Origin of the sequence: Bacillus sp. ok061, from assembly GCF_900108285.1 — a bacterium.
Lineage (GTDB): Bacteria > Bacillota > Bacilli > Bacillales > Bacillaceae_G > Bacillus_A > Bacillus_A thuringiensis_S.
Genome location: NZ_FNUW01000020.1, coordinates 14,266 through 33,168, shown reverse-complemented (window position 1 = coordinate 33,168; position 18,903 = coordinate 14,266). Strand labels below are relative to the sequence as shown.

The following is an 18,903-nucleotide window of genomic DNA, read 5'->3' as shown; positions in this document are numbered from 1 at the left end:
AAAAGCACTCATGGGTAGAATGGATTCAACAAAACCAACGGGTAGGCAGAATCTGACGAATCTTCGAATGTACGGGTCTAGAACGATGACACATAGAAATGTGTGTGCCACGAGCGTGGTGCTGATGTGGATGAGTAAAAATAGTTGTTATGAAAGTCCATATGTCGTTATAGGCGACATCAAGTCAGTAGGCTTAAAGGAGAACCCTAAAAGTGTTATGCATAGATAGAAATAATGGAACGTGGAAAGCCACCAACATGGAGAACTTATCTTCGAGGAAGTGTTTGAAGGGAAGGTGTTTGTGAGATTAGCAAACGTATAACCTTCATTTATGGTGGTGAGAGTGATGGCATAGTACCGGTGAAGCAATGGAAACATTGCAGAGGGATAGCCATTAGTCTGATGAAAGATTGACCAACCGTTTCAAAAAGCTACGCAGTCGAATTATAAGGTTCTTGTGAGACTAAAAAAGGTAAACTCTGAAAGGAGATCCGACTTATAAAGAAAACTGAAAAGCTTAGACACGCTGAATATTATGATATGCAGTCTACACTAGATGACTTGTATCAGCAAAGTCAAAACGGTAACAACTTTTATAAATTAATAGAGCTTATGAAGATGGATGAAAACATACGTTTAGCATATCGAAATATAAAAAGAAATATGGGAAGTCTGACAGCTGGAACAGATGGAATGACAATTAATGATATTAAAATGCTTTCAACGGATGAAGTGATAGAAAAAGTAAGAACGATGTTTGGTTGGTATGAACCACAATCTGTAAGACGCGTATTTATACCAAAACCAAATGGGGACCGTAGACCTTTAGGGATACCAACCATATGGGACAGATTATTTCAGCAATGTGTATTGCAAATATTGGAACCAATATGTGAAGCGAAATTTCATAACCATAGTTACGGTTTTCGCCCTAACCGAAGTACACATCATGCACTAGCGAGAATGAAATCTTTAGTGAATAGAAAAGGAAACGGATTTCACTACTGTGTGGATATAGACATTAAAGGTTTCTTTGACAATGTGCATCATGGAAAACTTCTAAAGCAATTGTGGACGATAGGTATACGAGATAAGAAATTACTTTCTATCATTTCAAGACTACTGAAAGCAGAAATTGTAAATGAGGGTGTTCCTCAAAAAGGTACTCCGCAAGGAGGAATACTAAGTCCGCTTCTATCTAATATCGTACTCAACGAATTAGATTGGTGGGTAAGTAACCAATGGGAAACGATAAAGACCTCACATCCATATAAGGGAAATAGTGAAAAATATCGAGCGCTAAAGAAAAGCAAATTAAAGGAATGTTTCTTAATTCGATATGCAGACGATGCAAAAATATTATGTCGTGATTATGTAACGGCTTTAAAAATGTTTGAAGCAACAAAAGACTTTCTTAGAACACGCCTACATCTGGATATTAGCCTTGAAAAATCAAAGATTATAAATTTGAGGAAAAAAGCGAGTCACTTTTTAGGCTTTACAGTTAAGGCAAATAAGAAAGGAAACAAACATGTGGCTCATAGCAGAATGTGTGTAAAATCCAGAAGACATGCGTATAGCAAGCTGAAAAAGGCTGTTAAAGATATAAGCAGAGAACAAACACCGGAATCAGTATGGCGATTTAACACGACTGTAATGGGAATACAAAATTATTATTCAGCCGCCACACATATAAATCACGATCTAGATCACATGAGTTGCCATCTCATAAGAACACTCTATAATCGACTGAGGCGAGATTGGAAAAAAGCCACTAAGAGTGACATGTCGACTGTATTAAGGAAAAAATATAAACGATACAATCCTAAATTGTATAAAATCAAAGACATCGTATTACTACCTATCCATGCGCAGAAGCACAAACCGGCTAGAAATTTTACTCAGTCTATCTCAAATTATACAAAAGAAGGTAGAGAGAAAATACATGATACGCTAAAAGCCGTAGATAGGGAGACACTCCGACATGTACAGCGTTTTTATATGAAGCATCGAACAGTAGAATACAACGATAACAGAATTGCAAAGTTTATTGCACAGTATGGAAAATGTGCCATTACGAAACAAGAAGTTGGATTAGTAGGTTGGCACTGTCATCATAAAATTCCGTTGGAATTTGGGGGACAGGACAATTATGAGAATCTGGTAATTGTACTAGAAGACATACACTTAGCAATTCATAGCGATGATTCAGATAAGGCAAAATCAATCTTAAATAAGTACGACATTATTGAAGATAAGAAAGTGATGTTTGACAAGCTGAGAATATCAGCGCGTCGACATCCTATCTTTTCTTCAATACAAAAGTTGGTCAATTGAATTAGATGGAGCGCCGTATGAGGTGAAAGTCTCACGTACGGTGTGAAGTGGGGGAAAAGGTGGAGATGATGTCAAAACCTTACCTATCACTATTTGGATCAGGATTCATTATCTATGCATTAGCAAAGGGTGGCTATTCAGAGGAAACAGCCATTGAGTTCTCGAGAAGTAAGAATCATTTAAACCCAGCAGGTTGCTCCGATCCGAATAATTTCAGGACAAAGGTTAATGCGTGCTATGGGGATTACACGTACGTTTCCAAAGTTTTGAAATATTACAAAGATTTGGGGTGTGTGGCGGATGTATCTGGAGAATGGATTTCTGATAAAGGTTGGAAATGGCCAACGAAATCAGGGCGTATTACAGATACGTTTGATGCAGTTCGTGGTGGAAAACAACATAATGCTGTAGATATTGGGGCCATGACCGCCGGAAAAGCTGGGGACCCCGTATGGTCGATGGAAGCGGGTATTGTAACAAACCAAACAGGAAATGTAAACGGTGGCGGTCTAGGTGTCTATGTAGACCATGGAAATGGTATTGTATCTCGTTACTTACATTTGAGTAAAATATCAGTTGCACCAGGAACTATGGTGACAAAAGGACAGGTTATTGGGGAAATGGGCGGTTCTAACTTTGATAGAGATTCAGGTTTCCTTAATATGAATGGATACGCTGTCCATTTAGATTTCCAAATTCGTATTAATGACCAACCAACAGATCCAATGAAATTCTTTAAGAAAAATGATGATCCAGGGTTATCATCTGGTGGCTCTCCTACAATGACAAATGCTAAACGACAAAAGGTACTGGAAGAAGCGAAAAAATGGCTTGGGCAAGGGAAAGTAAGCTATGTATCCGGTGCTAGAAATCCAGCTGCAGGTAGTGCAGATTGTTCTGGATTCACACAATATGTGTTTAAAACTAGTATAGGTGTCCAGCTTGGAGATTGGACAGGTGCTCAAATTGGACAAGGAAAACAGGTGCCAGATATCGGACGTGCACAACCAGGAGATTTAATTTTCTATGAAAATCCTAATCATGTATCTATTTATTTAGGGAATCAGAAAATGATTCATATTGGTGATAATAAGGGTGTACAAATTACAGGTCTAAACTATACGGCAAGAGGACAACATATGTCGCAAATCCGTAATGTTATAGACTGATTTGGGATGTGAAGAAATGAAGAAAGTCATGAATGTGTTAGCGAATCTGCCTCGTAAGTACTTTGTTATATTGGGAATTATAGTGTTAGTAGTCGGCGTTGCTACCTATAATACTATTCATCGTTACATGATGAAATCTCAAGTACAAGAGGAAGAACAAGTAAATCAAGATGAAATCGAGATACTTGGAGATAAGCCTAAGGGATTTGATACAAAAGAAGAGGAATATATCGCAAAGACAAAAACTGTAGAGGATTTACTACGAAAAATTTCTAATAGTAGTTATGATGTACCGTACTTGTTTACAAAGGCTGGATTTGGTATTGAACCGATGAAAATGACCAGTAATGAGCGTATGCTGGCTACAGAAGCTGTTCAACGATATTTCCTAAATGGGGATCAGTTTTACAATGCGCGAATTACAAAAATTGACCGTGGGAAAAAAGTTGATACGTTTCATATTGAAGTTTTAATTCAACAGGTAAACTTTTTGGAACCACGACAATTTAAAGTGCAGGTAAACAAATATGCACAAATTGTAACACCAATTGCACAAATTCCACATGGACAAGAAGAAGTACCTGTGGATTAAAAAGAAAATGAGGGTTGTGGAAGAAAAAACACAACCCTTTTAAAAAAAGTAAAGAGTACCCAAAATTATTTATTGAATATTCATAATTTTCTGATATAATAAAACCATGGTTAAAAGAAATTTGTATATAACGCTAAAATGAGATGGATATGGAGGAATACAAATGAGAATGTTAATTGGAACAGCTGCGAATTTTTTTTCGGGGTATTATATAGGACGAAATTCTGGATTATTAGGAACGTTGCTTGGATGGGCTTTTTTGTTGGGTGGTGGCTATCTGTTAATAGAAAATTGGGATAGCATCACAGCATGGATGCATAGTTTGAATATTGTACAAGGGCTAGATGGTTACGAAGACATGAGCAATGGCTTCATTTTCATCTGTTTGGTAGTAAGTGGCTTTATTTTTATCTTGTTGTCCCCGATTTTCATTATTTTAATAATAGTTTGTTTCGTTTTAATGAATATTGTAGCTTGTACACTTGTGTTATTAACATCACCAAGTACATACATAAAGAAGAAAGATAAGGAGAGTGAATGGGAATGAGTACAATTCTAGTTTTAGGTGGATCAAATGGAAGAACGTTAGAGAAGTTGGCCAAAAAAAGAGACTGCCAGGTTATTTTCCATGATGGGAAAAATCACGGAGGCGTAAAGAAAACCTTTCGAAGTGTTATAAAAAAATGCGATGTTATTGTCATTCAAAAAGGTGCATGTGGCCATGTATCAATTGATGTAGCAAAAGAGTACGCAAAGAAGTATGATGTCCCACTATTATTTAATCCGGGATTTGGTGGAACTGGTGCGCTTGAAATGGGATTAAAGCATCGGCAAGCGGCTTGATTTTAGTAGGTAGTCTGAGATAACTGTATGGGTACCTAATTATATAATTAATATATATAATTTTTATTCTTTATTTGTAATTTCTTAATGTAATAAAATATGAATTTTGTAGAGAAGTAGGTGGGTTTATGAAAGAAAAGATTGATTCAATTAAAAATAAACTCTCTAATGGAAAATCTCGTTTTGAGAATAGTAAGACCGTGGTAGAGGTTAGTTTATCTGAATTAAATGAATTACTGAGCATGGCTTATGACATTAATAATTATCGTTTAAATGCTTTGTGGAATTTAGAGCAAACATCAAAGGCATATAAAGAGTACAAAATGCGTAACGAAAAATACCAAGAATCGTTAAAACTAATAAAAGGAATAACAAATGGAGTAGATAATGCAATTGTTAAAGATGTGAATCGAATAGCAAAAGAATCATTATCATAATTAACCAAAGCGTTGTTTGAAAATAAAGGAGCTGGGGAAATGGACGATAAGAAATTGGAATTGAATGAAGATCAAAAATCTGTATTACTGAAGGTGTTAAAGGATATACACTTTGCTAATGCTCAATTACGTGAATGGGTGAGTAAAGATTTACTTTCAATCGAAATGTCAAAAACACTTCCATCATTGATAGAAAGCTATTTTAGTGAAGCAGCAAAAGTACTAAATTACGAATCATATCTGTTGGAAGAAAAAGAAAAACGTTATGCGGAGATTAAAAAGGCGAATCAAAAGATACATGAATTACAGGGTAAATTAGGTTCCGATAAACCAGTTGACGGTTTAAAAGAACAGTTGAAACATCTTTCTGAAGTTGTTAGTGAATGGTGGAATACAGAAGGTTTTAATCATGTGCATGATACGAAGTATTATCCCTATGGTGGAATGAGAGTGAAACTTAGCTTTATGTTAGAACATTGTCGTTCTTTCAGTAAAACTCCTGTAACAGATAAAAGGAGCCGAGAGGAACACATTCAATATTTACGTGAAATGGGATTTGAATTTGCCGACTTTGAAAAAGGACGGAGTGAAAAATTGGATTTAATCGACAATCATCAAAATCGTTCATTACTTATAAAGATGCTTACAGAGCGTTTTCCTTCTCTTGAGGTTCATAGTTTTAGCAACCATAGTAGTTACTCTAAAAAAGAGATTTTTATTATTAAGCATATAGATGCTTCAATTTATAATTTATCTGATATTTAAAATCGATGAAATAAAACAAAATAATTATTTAAGAGAAAAGGGGAATATATATGGATGATACTCTAGATCTTTTACAGGATTCAATTGATTTACTAATAAATCTTAGAGATTGGATGTACGTCGTACCAAAAGCCAATTTAAGAGGATTCAGTATTGATAAAGAATATTGGTTTAACTATGAAGATTTCAAGATGTTTAGAACACCAGAGGATGTAGGTATAGCTGTTAAAAGTGACACGGGAGAATTTGAACTTTTTAGCTACAGCGAATTTTTATCTTTCTTCGATCGTAAATAAAAAGGAAGTTAGCAAAAAGCTGACTGCAAGAACTAAACAAAATTTTTATTTGAGAGGGGAATGAAATCGTGAAATATGATAAACGAAAATGCCCAAAATGCAGCAAGCCAGTTAAAACTTTATATAGACCATCAATGAATCATAAAGGTCCCAATCTTTGCTACTGGTGTAATAGAAAACGTGTTAAAAAAGAAAATGAAATGGCCTTACAAAAATAACATGAAAATTTTATAAAAAAGACGAATGAAAAACATCACTGGATCCAATGAAAGTTCGTTATTAAAAACAAAATCGTTAATTAAATAAAAAAATGAAAGGCGAATACATTAACATGAATAATAGTAATATACATAAATCAGGTTATATCATACTCATTTATTTTGTAATGACTCAATTTGTTGGGATTATAGGTGTACAATTGCTAGCGAAGACGGGCTGGTATGATATTCAGGGAAACCAACAGCAAGCAATCCAACAACTTCTTGTGCATTGGGAACTAATTGGATTTTCACTTACATTAATAATCTTTTTTCTTATATATAGTAAAGAACTAATGAATGATCCCAAGTTATCGATTAAATTATCAAGAAATTCATTTGTATGGATTTTAGTTGGGATCATAGTAGTATTTCTTGCGCAGATGGTTGGTAGTGTTTTAGATAAGAGTGTATTTCAGCTAACTACGCAATCAGCAAATACGTCTAGTACAGTCGCTGCAGCAGCAATATCTCCTGTGGCACTAGTTTCAATTGTTCTTCTTGCACCTTTAGTAGAAGAGTTTGTTTTTCGTTATGCGGCCATAAATATTTTAACTGGAAAGTTTAAACAAACCTGGAGTATACTAATAAGCTCATTGTTCTTTTCTATTATGCATTTTGACTTTCCTTTTATATTTGGATATTTTTTAATTGGGCTTGTACTTGCTGTAGTATATGTGCGTACTAATAGGTTACTAGTATCATTTGTTGTTCATGCTAGTATGAACTTAATTGTTGTTATACTCCAGATTTCTTGATAAAAAAGAAGCGGATTCGCGCAACTGACTAGTGATTTATTTTTTTGTTTATGAATTTAAAAATTATGGTAAAATTAATAAGACTACATTTGAAAATGTGGGTTCAAGTTGCTGTATTGACTGAATTACACACAAAAAAACCAATTCCATTACACGGGAATTGGTTTTTTTGGTGTGTGTTTTGTTAGCATAATGTTTGACGGCCTAAAGGAGATTTGTTTCTTTGTAGTTTAGTATAACTTAAATAAAAAGAAAATTCAAAAAGAAAATGAAGAATCTTTACATATTATTAAATTACAACACAAAAATGTAAAGATATGGTTTATAATAAGTGGTGAAACACTCTCCTATGTTTCTAGTGATTGTATTTTTAATCTGTTTTTGGTGCAAAATCTGTTGATAGATTTTGCACTTTTTTATTTAATGTTTAATAGGATCAGAATCCCGCCAGCATTTTGGAAACCCCCCACGCTAAGAGCCATACAAGATTTAATGCGAAAAATCGGAAAACATAGGGAACTATAGGGAAGCCAAAAGACGCGCCATAATAGGAATGTATAAAAAGATGTATAGATTCATAGAAAAAGAAAAAGGTGAATGCCTTGTGAGAGTAAGGGGATGTCTTTTTCCTTGCTACTGATAATAGGACGTTATGTTAACTTTACATGCATGTTTATTAATTACCTGATTAGAGATATGTGATCTAAACTTAGCTTATTCGAGGTACTAAATTTTTTAATAAGAATAGTCATTTATTGTTATGATTAAATTTATAATATTTTTTATGGAGGAACTCAATTTGAAGAAAACATTAATTGTTGGAGCATTATCCTTATCGATCACTGCTTTAACTGCATGTAGTAATGGGGGTGAGGAGGCATCCACTGAAGCGAACAAAAATGAGATTATTATACATATACCTAAAGAAAAATCTAGAAACCTAGAACGATTTGAAACATTTTCTCAAAATGTAAAAGATAAGAAAAATGACGAAATACAAATTAAAAATTATTTAACTGACGAGGAAGCAAAAGTACCAACTTTACAAACTGTAACTTATAAAGATGAAAAATTCACTTTTACTTACAAGTACAAAAACGACTATAGAAAGGATATATGTAATAAGCTTGTTACTCCTCAAGAAACACATGGTATAGCATATATGCTAAGAGATTGTGAACAGTCAGAAGAGGGTATTATACTTCATAATACAGCAAAGGACGGTGAAGGAGTACACTCCATAAAAGATAAGTCTATTGAATTTATTAAAGTTGAGGGGGATAAAACCTACATATTCGTAAAACAATTTGATGTTGGAGCATTCGTGAACGCTATTACTCATATCGGGCATACACATTCAAATATATCCAGTACACACAAGCCAAATTTCAAAGTAAATGTTCACTTTTTAAGTGGAACAACTCAAACATACTATTTGTGGATTGACAAAGAGAAATCACAAGGAATAATTATGGATTCAGAACAAACGAACCAAGGACATGAAATCGATAAAATATTTGTAGATGACATCATAAAAGCGTTAAATTAAAACGATATATTTTAATGCGCCTTGTTAAGATGCACTTTTAAGATGATTACATTAACTCCATTACTATGTTAAAAATTGACGGCCATCACAGGTGATTTTCTTATACCCTCCTATACTTTCGCTAACGATAATTATGTAAATGAGCTGTCCATATGGACAGCTCATTGTAATTTTTGCTTAGCGTGGTTTTTTTCCGAAATGCTGACGATACCCCTTGTAAACCCCTTTTCTCCATACCCACTCAATAAGACCATAGCGAAAATATTTACTCCAAATTTTGCTGAATATAATTTGTACAAAGACAATTAAAATCCCGAAGATACATAGTTGCCAGTAATATACGTGTGAGACATCTTTAAAGCACCACGAAAGAATGACAAGAGTTAGTATACTTTGGCTAATGTAATTCGTTAAAGCATACTGGCCAACGTTCATAAAGGGGTGCAGACATTCTATATATTTTTTATTCTCACAAACTCTCAGTAGAGTACAAATATAGAATATAGCTAGCATTTTCCCTCCAAATAGAATCCATAGTTGTACATCCTGAGAGTAATAGACATCTGTTTTTATAAAGTAGTAGATAATAGGACAAGAGAGAAGACATGAGATACATAACGAACTCCACTGTAAAAATCTAATTTTCTTTATTAATTCCGGTACCCTTTTAAAAATATTTTTCTTACCAGCCCATAACCCTATTAAAAATAAGCCTATATATTCCGGAATTCCTATTAGTAGTTGCTGGAATTCCTGAGTCATTAGAAAGAAAATACGTGCTTTTACTTGATGAGAATAATGTATAAATAGATTTACAGTGTGATTGGTAGTGTTACCTGTAAACATATATTGATAGTAATTTGGTACTTCAGTAATAGAAGAACTTGCTCGTAAAAATACAATAATATGTAATACATAGCTAACCGTTAGGAAACTAGAACCAGCTATAAAAATAAGCTTAGTAGATCGCTTATAAAAGAACAATAGAATAAATCCAGCTATAGCATACGCATGTAGAATATCTCCATACCATAGAAAGGTGAAGTGGAGTAAACCGAAGACTAGTAAAATACACAGTCTCCGGGTAAATAGCTTATACATAGGATATCCTTTTGCTTCTGTATTTTTCATAAAGATATAAAATCCTACTCCAAATAAGAATGCGAAAATAGTGTAGAACTTTGCTTGTATAAACAAATCTACTAAAAAACGAATCGTTTTATCTGTACTGGTGTAACCTGCCTGATTAAAGGGATCTAGTCCCGTCATAGTGGGTAGATTCGCAAATAGGATACATAGTATGGCGATACCTCTTATTATGTCTAAAGAATGAATACGGGCATTTTGTTGCATGTTAATTCTCCTTTCTTACAAAGAAAAACGAGCACTATACTAGCTAGCGCTCGAATTACGTCTTGCAAAGAATCCATCATATGTAGCAGCTGAAACGGCCCCTTCTAGACGTTCAACTTCTTCACCTCTGTTATAAGCTACAACAACTGGAGTACCTGGAATGTCGAACTCTTGAAAGGCGCTTTGATTTTCTGGTGTAGAAATATCAATACGATAGATGGTTCTATCGTGCTTTTTTGACATACTATTAATATCTGGTGCAGCCTTTTTACAATAATGACAGGTAGGTTGATAATAATACGCAATGAACTCTTCATGGGATTGTATTTTTTCCTTTAATTCTTCTTTTGAAATATCTTTTATATTTTCAGGTGCTTCTTTTACATTTGCAGCAGATACAATTGTTTTTTCAGGTGTTATAGTTTCTGTTTTAACTGATTCATTCTTAGTTAAAGTAAAGATCGCGATACAAGCAACGCATAAAGTTGTGATAACCGCTCCAATTTTGTAGACCTTTTTCATAGTAAATTCCTCCTTAAAATAAAAAAAAGGACAAACCTCGCCCGAGTTAACAGGGCGTAAGGTTTGTCCTTCACGCTACGTACAATAGAGTATAAACAATGGTAACAAATTTTCTATCTATATAATACCATAAGATTTATATAGAATACTATAAGAATTTTAAAAGAAAAAGGCGTACCGCCAACATTTTAACGAAAATATACGCTAAGCAAAATTCGACAAGAGAAAACGTTGATTTTACTACTCTAAGCGATATCGTCAATCTCAAAAACGTTATGTTTATGAACAGATGTTAAAACTCAATAATATCAACATTTTCTAGCCATAATCATGTTCATAAAGTGTGTAAATAAATCAATGTTCAATTAATCTTAGTTTTTTATCTTTTTGAACATGTAATTGTTTCTAAAAAGGTTGTAACACCAAGGGTTAGTATCTCTTAGCGTACAATTTTCCCAGAATGATATGGTGACCCCTAAAGGGGAAGGGTACACTTCATGAAAGTGGCGAAGTTACAGCGGAAACTCCATATTACGGTGGGATTTCCGATTATGTAGATTTAAGCTGTATTGAAGTTAGATTTAAATTACATGATTGGGTGATAGATAAACAGAGCCAAAGAACATCTAAAATATCGGCTATCGATACTTGGAATGGCTTGATATATTATCCGGACTATTGTATTGATGTTGGAGATTTTGAATTAATAGAAGACTGTCGCCGTGCTACAGATGATGAGATAGAAAAAGAGAAATTAGAAAGAGAGAAGGCGTTTATTCAAATAATTATTGAACAAGTGCAAATTGAGGGTGAATATTCTACCCCTTCACTTGAAGAAGTAGAACTTGTATTACAAGAAGCTAAAAAACAAGGATTGAGTTTTGACTACGGCCATTCTGCTAATCCTTATGGATATCTTTATTATTACGTGAAACGAAAGTAACTTATTTTTAAATCATTATTATTTACACACATCGACTACTTCTTTTTATAATGTTTCAGCCCCTTGGCGTGCGCTCCAAGGGGCTGATTTTCGAGAACTCTTATTTTGAATATATAAATGAAATACTGGAGTATATGACTAAAATATTTTATAACAATTAATTAAAATTTTCAATTGCTTCTTTTTCCTCGTTAATAAGTGTGTAGATACACCTCGTTTTTATATCCAAAAATCATTTTCATCTACATGTTTTCCTAACTTTTTTAGCCCTTTGATTATTTGAGTTATCGTTGAAAATTTAGGCTTATATCTTTTGTCATTACAAAGTTTAGAAATAGTACCTGTACTTAACTTAGATGTTCTTTCTAGTTCGATTTGTGCTATTCCATTTCGATCAAGAAAACGGCCAAATTTTGTGCGTTTTTTCCCCAGCCCGTACACTTGTATCACCTCATCAACATCTTGGCCTATTTCTCATTTTTTTAAACTCAGGAAAAATTTTTAAAACTAAGAAAAAAAGTAAGAAAATGTACAAGCTGTACGCAATATGATGTACCAAAGTAACTATCAAAGTATTTATAAAGTTAGTTATTAAAGTTACCCTATCAAGGTTTTTGGTTCATAAATCCATTTGTAATTAGTAGTTTGAAATTTGTTTATAAAGGGGGATAAGGTATGAGCGGCAGGATGAGAGTTGAAGAAACTTGTGAGTATTGTAAATGTCTTTTATCAGATTGGTTGTTTTGGAGATGGGAAGGAAAGAAGTGTTGTTCAGAATTTTGTGTAGAATGCGATAAATAGTAAAGGGGATAGGGTTATGTTTACAAGAAAACAAGTAATTCCATTTCGCTCTTTTGTAGATGAATCGTATAAGAATGGTGAACGACAAGTAAAAAAATACAATTCAATAAGTCCATTTGCTTTTCTTCATATGTCAGATCAAATGATAGGCACCTATATTGCAGTTGGTGCAATAGGTAGTGTATTGATTGGTGCAGTTTTATTGGAGAAGTACCTGGTACGAAAAGATTATATAACGGAAGCTAAATTTATCAGCGATGTGATTTTTCATGGAACCCGTATAAGTGGAATTTGTTTAATTAGTTATTTGTTTATTAGAACAATAATAATGTTTTAGGAGGACTATATGGGGATTATAAAAGACTGGATATATAAACGAAGTTTAAAGAATCGGCTTATAGAGGTATTTGATAAGAGTGGTTTATATATTGAGCATCAAACACGAGGGGGAAAATTTATTATATATCCTCAAATCCATGATGTTATTTGTTCAAATGAAAAGACACGGTATGTATTTACAATTCCAAATGGATTAGACCCAGCGATGATTAAGAAAAAGTGGTTTTGTTTTCAACAAGTATTTGGGGCAAATACTGAGATTGAAGGTAATATTAAAAGGTTTGTATTGAATGTATTTCATACAAATACAGGAATGCAGCCATATAATTATAGTTATAAAATGTGGGAACCATTATTAAAAAAATATAGTCTTCCTATAGTAGTAGGCCGCGATCAATCGGGAAACCTGGTTGTATATGATATGGCAGGCGCGAATACACCTCATCTTTTAATTGCAGGGGAAACGGGAAGCGGTAAGAGTAGTATGGTGCGTGTCGTTTTATCTACGCTCATACATTATATGTCTCCGGATAAATTACATTTGTATTTGGGCGATTTAAAGAATTCTGAATTTCATTTCTTGCGAAGAGTGCAACATGTAAAACAGCTTTGTATGGAAGAAGTTGAAATGAATATTATGATCCGAAAAGTTTGGAAGGAGATAAGAGAAAGAAGAAAGATCATGGAAGAATATGAAGTTGATCATATCGATGAGTATAATAGGTTGTCTCCTGGTAATCAAAAGCCATATATACTAATTGGAATTGATGAAGTGGCTATGTTACAAAATCAAAAAGATTGTATGAATACAATTGAAAAGATAGCAGCTGTCGGACGATCACTCGGAGTGTTTCTTTTGCTAAGTATGCAGAGGCCAGACGCAAAAGTATTAGATGGTAAATTGAAGCTTAATATGACGGTTAGAGCCGGATTTAAATGTGCTGATTCAATTAACAGTAATATTATGGGGACACCTGGATCGGAGCAATTAGAACAATCCGGCCAATTAATTTTAAAATTAAACGGATTAAAGAAAGTGCAAGCTCCGTATTTGGAATTGAGTAAGGCGAAATTAATCGTTGAACCGTATCGAGTTTCTAAGGAGAATATGAAGCTTCAAGAGCCTTTACAAGAAGAGACTCCTATATTCGGGGTGTTAAGTTATGAAGAATAGAGATAAGGCAATTTTAAATGATTTAAAACGATTTAGATGTATGTCCAGGGATGATATTATTGATTTGCATTTTCAAGGGATAAAAAACGGCGTGACTTGCTGTAATACAGTAATGAAGCGTTTAAGAAGGGATGGTTATGTAGATGTGAATGTGTCGCAACAGCCGTACATATACTTCCCACAACCCAACACTATTCGAAAAACGAGTCAAAAGTTGTCGCACTTCTTAGGTATTGTAGATATTTACAAACAACTTACTTACTATGAAAAGCCAAAAACATTTGAAGTAGAGCCGAAATACGGAAAAGATTTTATGGAACCAGATGCTTTTGCAATATGGCATAGAGCCCCTTTCTTTATTGAATTTCAAAATTCAGTTTACAGTAATAAAGTTATGGAAAAGAAAATAGGAAGGTATGAAATGTATTTTCATAGTGATGAATGGAAAAAACAATCGTGGCAGCCTAAAGATACAAAAATTTTCCCATCGATCTTGCTTGTAACCAATAAAAAATATCACATTTCAAGTGAGAACTTTCGTATTTTTCAAATTGATTCTATTATTAATTTTTATAATCAAATGCAACTAAATGAACCTAAAAGAAACATCAAGATACAAGTTGGTACAAAAGTGATGTCTAAATGATCTATATTGTGTCGCCGAGATTGCGATTTTAAGGCGATTATCTTTTCTTTCATGGGTAAGCCATCGTTAAATTGCTCCTATGCTTCAATTGGGAAACACGCAAAATAGAAAGAATATTCTAATATTTATTTATCAATTTACTTCGGAAACGTTCTTCTCATGCAATTTGTAGAATTATGGTAATATTTAGAGAAATAGAGATATTTGAGGAGGACGTATTGAAATGAGCACAGGTGTTTTTGTGTATGAAGTAGTTATGCAGCAACTCAATGATTTTTATCAACTAATGTTATCACAACAACTGCTAAAAGCATCGGAATTAAAAAAGGAAATTGATGAGAAAATCGAACAGATTAAAGATGCAAAAGAAGAAGAAAAACAACATCAAAACTTATTATTATATTATTCTTTACTAGATTTTAAATATAGAATGCTAACGGACAGAGTAAGTATTCGAAAAGATAGTTTCGATGCAATTAATGATTCAATTGATCAAACAACAGATACGTTAATATCCTACTATTATCATTCTTTCAAAGCGGAACATGCTTTGATGTTTAGTAACTATAACGAAGCGAGAAGACAATATGAAGAGGCTGAAAGCCTCTTAGGGCATATCTCTGATGAATTAGAGCATGCAGAGTTTTATCAAAAGTATGCAGTGTTGCATCATCATATTTCTCATATGTTAACATCGATTGAATACACAAATAAAGCAAAAGTAATTTTTGAAAAACATCCTGGATACGAAGTGAAAGTAGCTTCTTGCGAAAACACGTTAGGGACAGCTTGTATTTTCTTAAAACAATTTGAAAAAGCAGAAGAGCATTTAAATCGTTCGATTGATCTTCTGAAAAAACATAATGAAGACAAGCTTATTTTAGTAGTCAGACATAATTTAGGATTGTTATATGCAACGCAAAACCTTTCTACATTAGCAATTCGTCATTTATCAGAAGTAACAGAAAAAATCCCAACACACTTTAAAGCACTATTCTTACAAGCACGCGAACATTATAAATTAAAAGAAACAGTTACTGCAAGGGAATTTATTACAAAAGGACTAAAGGTGTGTCAGGAAGTAGGGAATGAAGAATATATGTACCATTTCAATATTCTACGTTCTTTAAATGAAGATGCAGCAGTTGAATTATTAGAAGAAGAAGTGAAAAAGGGTATTACTTACTTCAAGAATCAAGGTTTATGGGACTATGTAGAAGAATATAGTGAGGTATTAGCAGTTCGCTTCCGTAAATTGAAAAATCATGAAAAAGTAAGTGATTATTTCGATGTATGTTACGAAGCGAAACAAAAACTATTAAGTAAAGGAGCATTAAAATGATGAAGAAACTTGTGTTAGTGACGTTAGGTGTAGTAATAACATTGTCAATTGGTTTAAGTAATACAGGTGATACACAACATGCTCTGAAAAAAGAAGAAATTATCCAATATTCACATGCAGATCATTTTTAATTGATACAAACAAGAGAGACCTCATTTTTGAGGTCTCTTTTGCTATAGGGTAATGACTCGTTTCCCTTTTATTGTAACAAGATAAATAACATATTGCTATTTTGGATGTTGGTGTTATCGGGGTATGGGAAAAGATACCCCTTTTGGATGTTTTTGCCCACCCCCTAAAAAGGAGGGCTGTTACAAATGTGGAGAAATATAGAAATTCACTGAAAATCATTGCACTTTGGGTTAACATAGTATTAAGGTAACTTTCCTAAGTAAGTATTTAAGGGGTGAATAATTTGAGTTTCACATATAAGAGACCGTTAATTTTTATAGTCCTACTGTATATTGTATTGGTAGCTTTTAACTACGCAAATCATAATCAATTTAATTGGTTTGAAAACCTTATAAAAACACTATTTATAGTAACGTTCTTTGAAATTATGATGTGGTTATTTTCTTCAAAAAAAACAACCTCTAGAAAATAAGAGGTTGTTTTTTATCAATCACCATGTTTTTCCTGTCCAGCCTTCTTCTTCATAAATACACGTACCTAGATACCAAGCAAGCTGACCAGCTAAACCAATTAAATTACCTTTGACGCCTAATCTAATCATTTTTCTAGCTGCTAATTCATATTCTTTGTTAGTAATATTAGCAATAATAGAACCTATAAAGCCTACTGATAGAAATTCTTTATAATTTGCTATAAGTTTTCTTTCTATACAGTTATCTACAGCTTCCGTTTCTTGTTTGAATGGATCTTCATAGCCAGGTGGTGTATTTACACGTTGGATTTCTTGTCTCAATTGTTCTAATTCTTCAGTTTTACCATATTTGTTTTCTATCATATCAATATCAATATCTACTACTCTTCCATGTTTATCTTTAATTGCAGCTTCTTCAACAACAAATTTCAATTGTGCAGCTACTTCTTGCACTAATTTTTCTTCTTCACTATTAATCTCTTGAGCTTTGGAGATTCCAGCGAAAGAAGTTGTAAACAAAGCGAGTACAAGAGCCAGCGATACAATATTTCTTAATAAAGTCTTCATTTTTAATTCCATCCCTTTTCCTTATTTATTCTTTTTTACCGGTATTTTCTAGCGTAACTCTATCTTAATACATAAAGCTATAAAAATATATACCCTTCAGAAAGCGGAAAAATGATGAAATCCAACGATTATAACCTTTAAAACTGTGGTTTCAAGATAATTCCAATTAAATTATTTAAATATTCTGAGTTTTATTTATCAATTTAATTGTGGATACAGATATAATGTTAGATGGTAGATTAACTGTCTGTAAGAGTACGATTCGGGAGGACTGCTTAAAGTTTTATTGTTATCTAATCGTATGAAATTCGTAAAATGTCTGGTGCTATCTCTTATAGGGGTGCCGTCAGGAAAATGCGGATTTACAACGTTAAGGAAATTTAATGTGAAAAAGCCGGATTCCAATAGGTATGGAATCCGACTTTCATGACGGTTTTTAATAAGACTTGTTATTCAACTATCGCGTGTTCGTTAGCTTAAGGTACTTCCGCGATATTAGTAAACCAAGCAAACGATGTCATTATTTACTTTCCTTTAAAGGAACGACTAATTCTAATTCCTTTATTTCTTCACTAAATCCTTCACTATTTGTTCGACTTGGCTTGAGTGTAAATGATTTTGGTATGGTATCCATTGAAGGCAAAGTCAGTACCATATGATGACCATAGTTCCCAACAGCCATACCATCCTGTAGTTTTAGTTTATCATATATATGACCATTATCATCGACTACAGAGAAATTAAACCATGGCCAACTATCATTTAAAAGAAGCATATATTATTTGTAGGGTGATAATTAGTTAATCCATTGAACGACTTTATCTTTATTTTGTCTTGATTTTTCAAATTCTGGCTCTTGAGCCCGGTATCCAAATGTGGCCATAACGGATACCCCAAATTTTTCACTATCTAATAATCTTTCGTTCACAAGAACCTCAGTTACTTTATCCATATTGAAACCTTCCATCGGACAAGAATCGATTCCAATTAATGCTGCTGAAGTTAGCATGTTTCCAAGTGCAATATACGTTTGTTTACTAGCCCAGTCAAATAGTGCTCGGTCATTTTCATATAATTTAAGATCGAATTCTTGGAAGTTTTTATAAGCCTTTGTCATATTTTCCACAATAGGTTCAGGGATTTTTTTGACGTTTTTTAATAAATTTTGTACATAGTCAGATTCAGCTTTCACATCCTTACGAGCAAGAATTACCACAAGATGACTAGCAGTAGGCAACTGACCTTGTCCTCCAAAACTGAATTCTTTTAATTTTTCTCTAATCTCCATGTCTTGGATAACCAAAAACTTCCATGGCTCATATCCTACCGAACTTGGTGATAGTCTTCCTGTTTCTAAAATGAATTCAAAATCTTCATCTGTTATTTTTTTTGTTGGATCAAATGCCTTCGTAGCATGTCGAAACGCATAAGCATCCAAAATATCTTGTTTTTTTTCTATATTGTTGTTCATCGTTATAACCACCTTAAAATTTTTTATGTTTGTTGTTAGCAACTTTATTATTGCTTACAAGTTATAGTATAATTGTATCGATTGGTTTAGTAAAATTGAAATAACAGAATTAAACGTTCATAAAAAATGAATTGATGA

The 18,903-nt window shown here is 33.3% G+C and carries 21 protein-coding genes and 1 pseudogene; 16 read left to right on the top strand and 6 right to left on the bottom strand.

Features of this window, described 5'->3' with window-relative positions:
• Positions 1-540 precede the first annotated feature (540 nt).
• The 10 genes and pseudogenes from ltrA to C4S65_RS22695 all read left to right on the top strand — a co-directional run bounded on the left by ltrA (position 541) and on the right by C4S65_RS22695 (position 9,003).
• A complete protein-coding gene (gene ltrA, locus C4S65_RS22740; protein WP_103945471.1) occupies positions 541-2,337 on the top strand; it encodes a group II intron reverse transcriptase/maturase in 1,797 nt (598 codons plus the stop codon).
• 92 nt (positions 2,338-2,429) lie between these two features.
• A pseudogene (locus C4S65_RS22735) lies at positions 2,430-3,506 on the top strand (NlpC/P60 family protein); the annotation flags it as partial.
• Between the two features lie 16 nt (positions 3,507-3,522).
• The gene (locus tag C4S65_RS22730; protein ID WP_103945469.1) at positions 3,523-4,098 is read left to right on the top strand and encodes a hypothetical protein; all 576 of its coding nucleotides are present in this window, start codon (positions 3,523-3,525) and stop codon (positions 4,096-4,098) included.
• A gap of 163 nt (positions 4,099-4,261) precedes the next feature.
• Positions 4,262-4,645 carry a hypothetical protein gene (locus C4S65_RS22725; protein WP_098323950.1) on the top strand — a complete coding sequence of 128 codons (384 nt, stop codon included), beginning with the start codon at positions 4,262-4,264 and terminating at the stop codon, positions 4,643-4,645.
• Positions 4,636-4,941, top strand: a complete 306-nt coding sequence (locus C4S65_RS22720) for a DUF2325 domain-containing protein (RefSeq protein WP_103945468.1) — start codon at positions 4,636-4,638, stop codon at positions 4,939-4,941. Before C4S65_RS22725 ends, C4S65_RS22720 begins: the two co-directional genes overlap by 10 nt.
• 128 nt (positions 4,942-5,069) lie before the next feature.
• On the top strand, positions 5,070-5,378 hold the full coding sequence (locus C4S65_RS22715; RefSeq protein ID WP_098277252.1) for a hypothetical protein: 309 nt from the start codon (positions 5,070-5,072) through the stop codon (positions 5,376-5,378).
• Between the two features lie 39 nt (positions 5,379-5,417).
• Positions 5,418-6,143 carry a hypothetical protein gene (locus C4S65_RS22710; protein ID WP_000341108.1) on the top strand — a complete coding sequence of 242 codons (726 nt, stop codon included), beginning with the start codon at positions 5,418-5,420 and terminating at the stop codon, positions 6,141-6,143.
• A gap of 50 nt (positions 6,144-6,193) precedes the next feature.
• Positions 6,194-6,439: a hypothetical protein gene (locus tag C4S65_RS22705; protein WP_000342851.1), complete on the top strand. Its 246-nt coding sequence runs from the start codon at positions 6,194-6,196 to the stop codon at positions 6,437-6,439.
• 331 nt (positions 6,440-6,770) lie between these two features.
• The gene (locus tag C4S65_RS22700) at positions 6,771-7,454 is read left to right on the top strand and encodes a type II CAAX endopeptidase family protein (protein ID WP_098323952.1); all 684 of its coding nucleotides are present in this window, start codon (positions 6,771-6,773) and stop codon (positions 7,452-7,454) included.
• A gap of 799 nt (positions 7,455-8,253) precedes the next feature.
• Complete coding sequence (locus tag C4S65_RS22695; RefSeq protein WP_097861556.1) at positions 8,254-9,003, top strand: DUF4362 domain-containing protein; 750 nt, start codon at positions 8,254-8,256, stop codon at positions 9,001-9,003.
• 177 nt (positions 9,004-9,180) lie between these two features.
• Here C4S65_RS22695 and C4S65_RS22690 read toward each other — a convergent pair whose 3' ends face one another.
• Complete coding sequence (locus tag C4S65_RS22690) at positions 9,181-10,356, bottom strand: DUF418 domain-containing protein (RefSeq protein ID WP_103945467.1); 1,176 nt, start codon at positions 10,354-10,356, stop codon at positions 9,181-9,183.
• A gap of 39 nt (positions 10,357-10,395) precedes the next feature.
• A complete protein-coding gene (locus C4S65_RS22685; RefSeq protein WP_103945466.1) occupies positions 10,396-10,878 on the bottom strand; it encodes a thioredoxin family protein in 483 nt (160 codons plus the stop codon).
• 598 nt (positions 10,879-11,476) lie between these two features.
• On the opposite strand from C4S65_RS22685, the gene C4S65_RS22680 reads away from it, so the two are divergent.
• Positions 11,477-11,821: a hypothetical protein gene (locus C4S65_RS22680; RefSeq protein ID WP_258043882.1), complete on the top strand. Its 345-nt coding sequence runs from the start codon at positions 11,477-11,479 to the stop codon at positions 11,819-11,821.
• 219 nt (positions 11,822-12,040) lie between these two features.
• Here the strand turns inward: C4S65_RS22680 and C4S65_RS22675 are convergent, their stop codons facing one another.
• Complete coding sequence (locus tag C4S65_RS22675; protein WP_000274287.1) at positions 12,041-12,262, bottom strand: hypothetical protein; 222 nt, start codon at positions 12,260-12,262, stop codon at positions 12,041-12,043.
• A gap of 376 nt (positions 12,263-12,638) precedes the next feature.
• On the opposite strand from C4S65_RS22675, the gene C4S65_RS22670 reads away from it, so the two are divergent.
• The 5 genes from C4S65_RS22670 (at position 12,639) to C4S65_RS35340 (ending at position 16,254) form a co-directional block, all read left to right on the top strand.
• Entirely contained in the window at positions 12,639-12,959 is a 321-nt protein-coding gene (locus C4S65_RS22670; RefSeq protein ID WP_103945465.1) for a hypothetical protein, read from the top strand.
• 9 nt (positions 12,960-12,968) lie between these two features.
• A complete protein-coding gene (locus C4S65_RS22665; protein ID WP_103945464.1) occupies positions 12,969-14,135 on the top strand; it encodes an FtsK/SpoIIIE domain-containing protein in 1,167 nt (388 codons plus the stop codon).
• Positions 14,125-14,781 (top strand): replication-relaxation family protein, encoded by a 657-nt coding sequence (locus C4S65_RS22660; protein ID WP_088294481.1) that lies wholly within the window; start codon positions 14,125-14,127, stop codon positions 14,779-14,781. The genes C4S65_RS22665 and C4S65_RS22660 overlap by 11 nt, the downstream gene beginning before the upstream one ends.
• Before the next feature lie 223 nt (positions 14,782-15,004).
• Positions 15,005-16,123 (top strand): tetratricopeptide repeat protein, encoded by a 1,119-nt coding sequence (locus C4S65_RS22655; RefSeq protein WP_000103495.1) that lies wholly within the window; start codon positions 15,005-15,007, stop codon positions 16,121-16,123.
• Positions 16,120-16,254 (top strand): hypothetical protein, encoded by a 135-nt coding sequence (locus tag C4S65_RS35340; RefSeq protein ID WP_256943099.1) that lies wholly within the window; start codon positions 16,120-16,122, stop codon positions 16,252-16,254. The genes C4S65_RS22655 and C4S65_RS35340 overlap by 4 nt, the downstream gene beginning before the upstream one ends.
• Before the next feature lie 491 nt (positions 16,255-16,745).
• Here C4S65_RS35340 and C4S65_RS22645 read toward each other — a convergent pair whose 3' ends face one another.
• The 3 genes from C4S65_RS22645 to C4S65_RS22635 form a co-directional block, all read right to left on the bottom strand.
• Entirely contained in the window at positions 16,746-17,306 is a 561-nt protein-coding gene (locus C4S65_RS22645; RefSeq protein ID WP_103945463.1) for a hypothetical protein, read from the bottom strand.
• A 508-nt stretch (positions 17,307-17,814) separates the two neighbouring features.
• Positions 17,815-18,069, bottom strand: a complete 255-nt coding sequence (locus tag C4S65_RS22640) for a DUF5643 domain-containing protein (RefSeq protein WP_258043881.1) — start codon at positions 18,067-18,069, stop codon at positions 17,815-17,817.
• 21 nt (positions 18,070-18,090) lie between these two features.
• Positions 18,091-18,765: an NAD(P)H-dependent oxidoreductase gene (locus C4S65_RS22635; RefSeq protein WP_103945462.1), complete on the bottom strand. Its 675-nt coding sequence runs from the start codon at positions 18,763-18,765 to the stop codon at positions 18,091-18,093.
• Between the last annotated feature and the right edge of the window lie 138 nt (positions 18,766-18,903).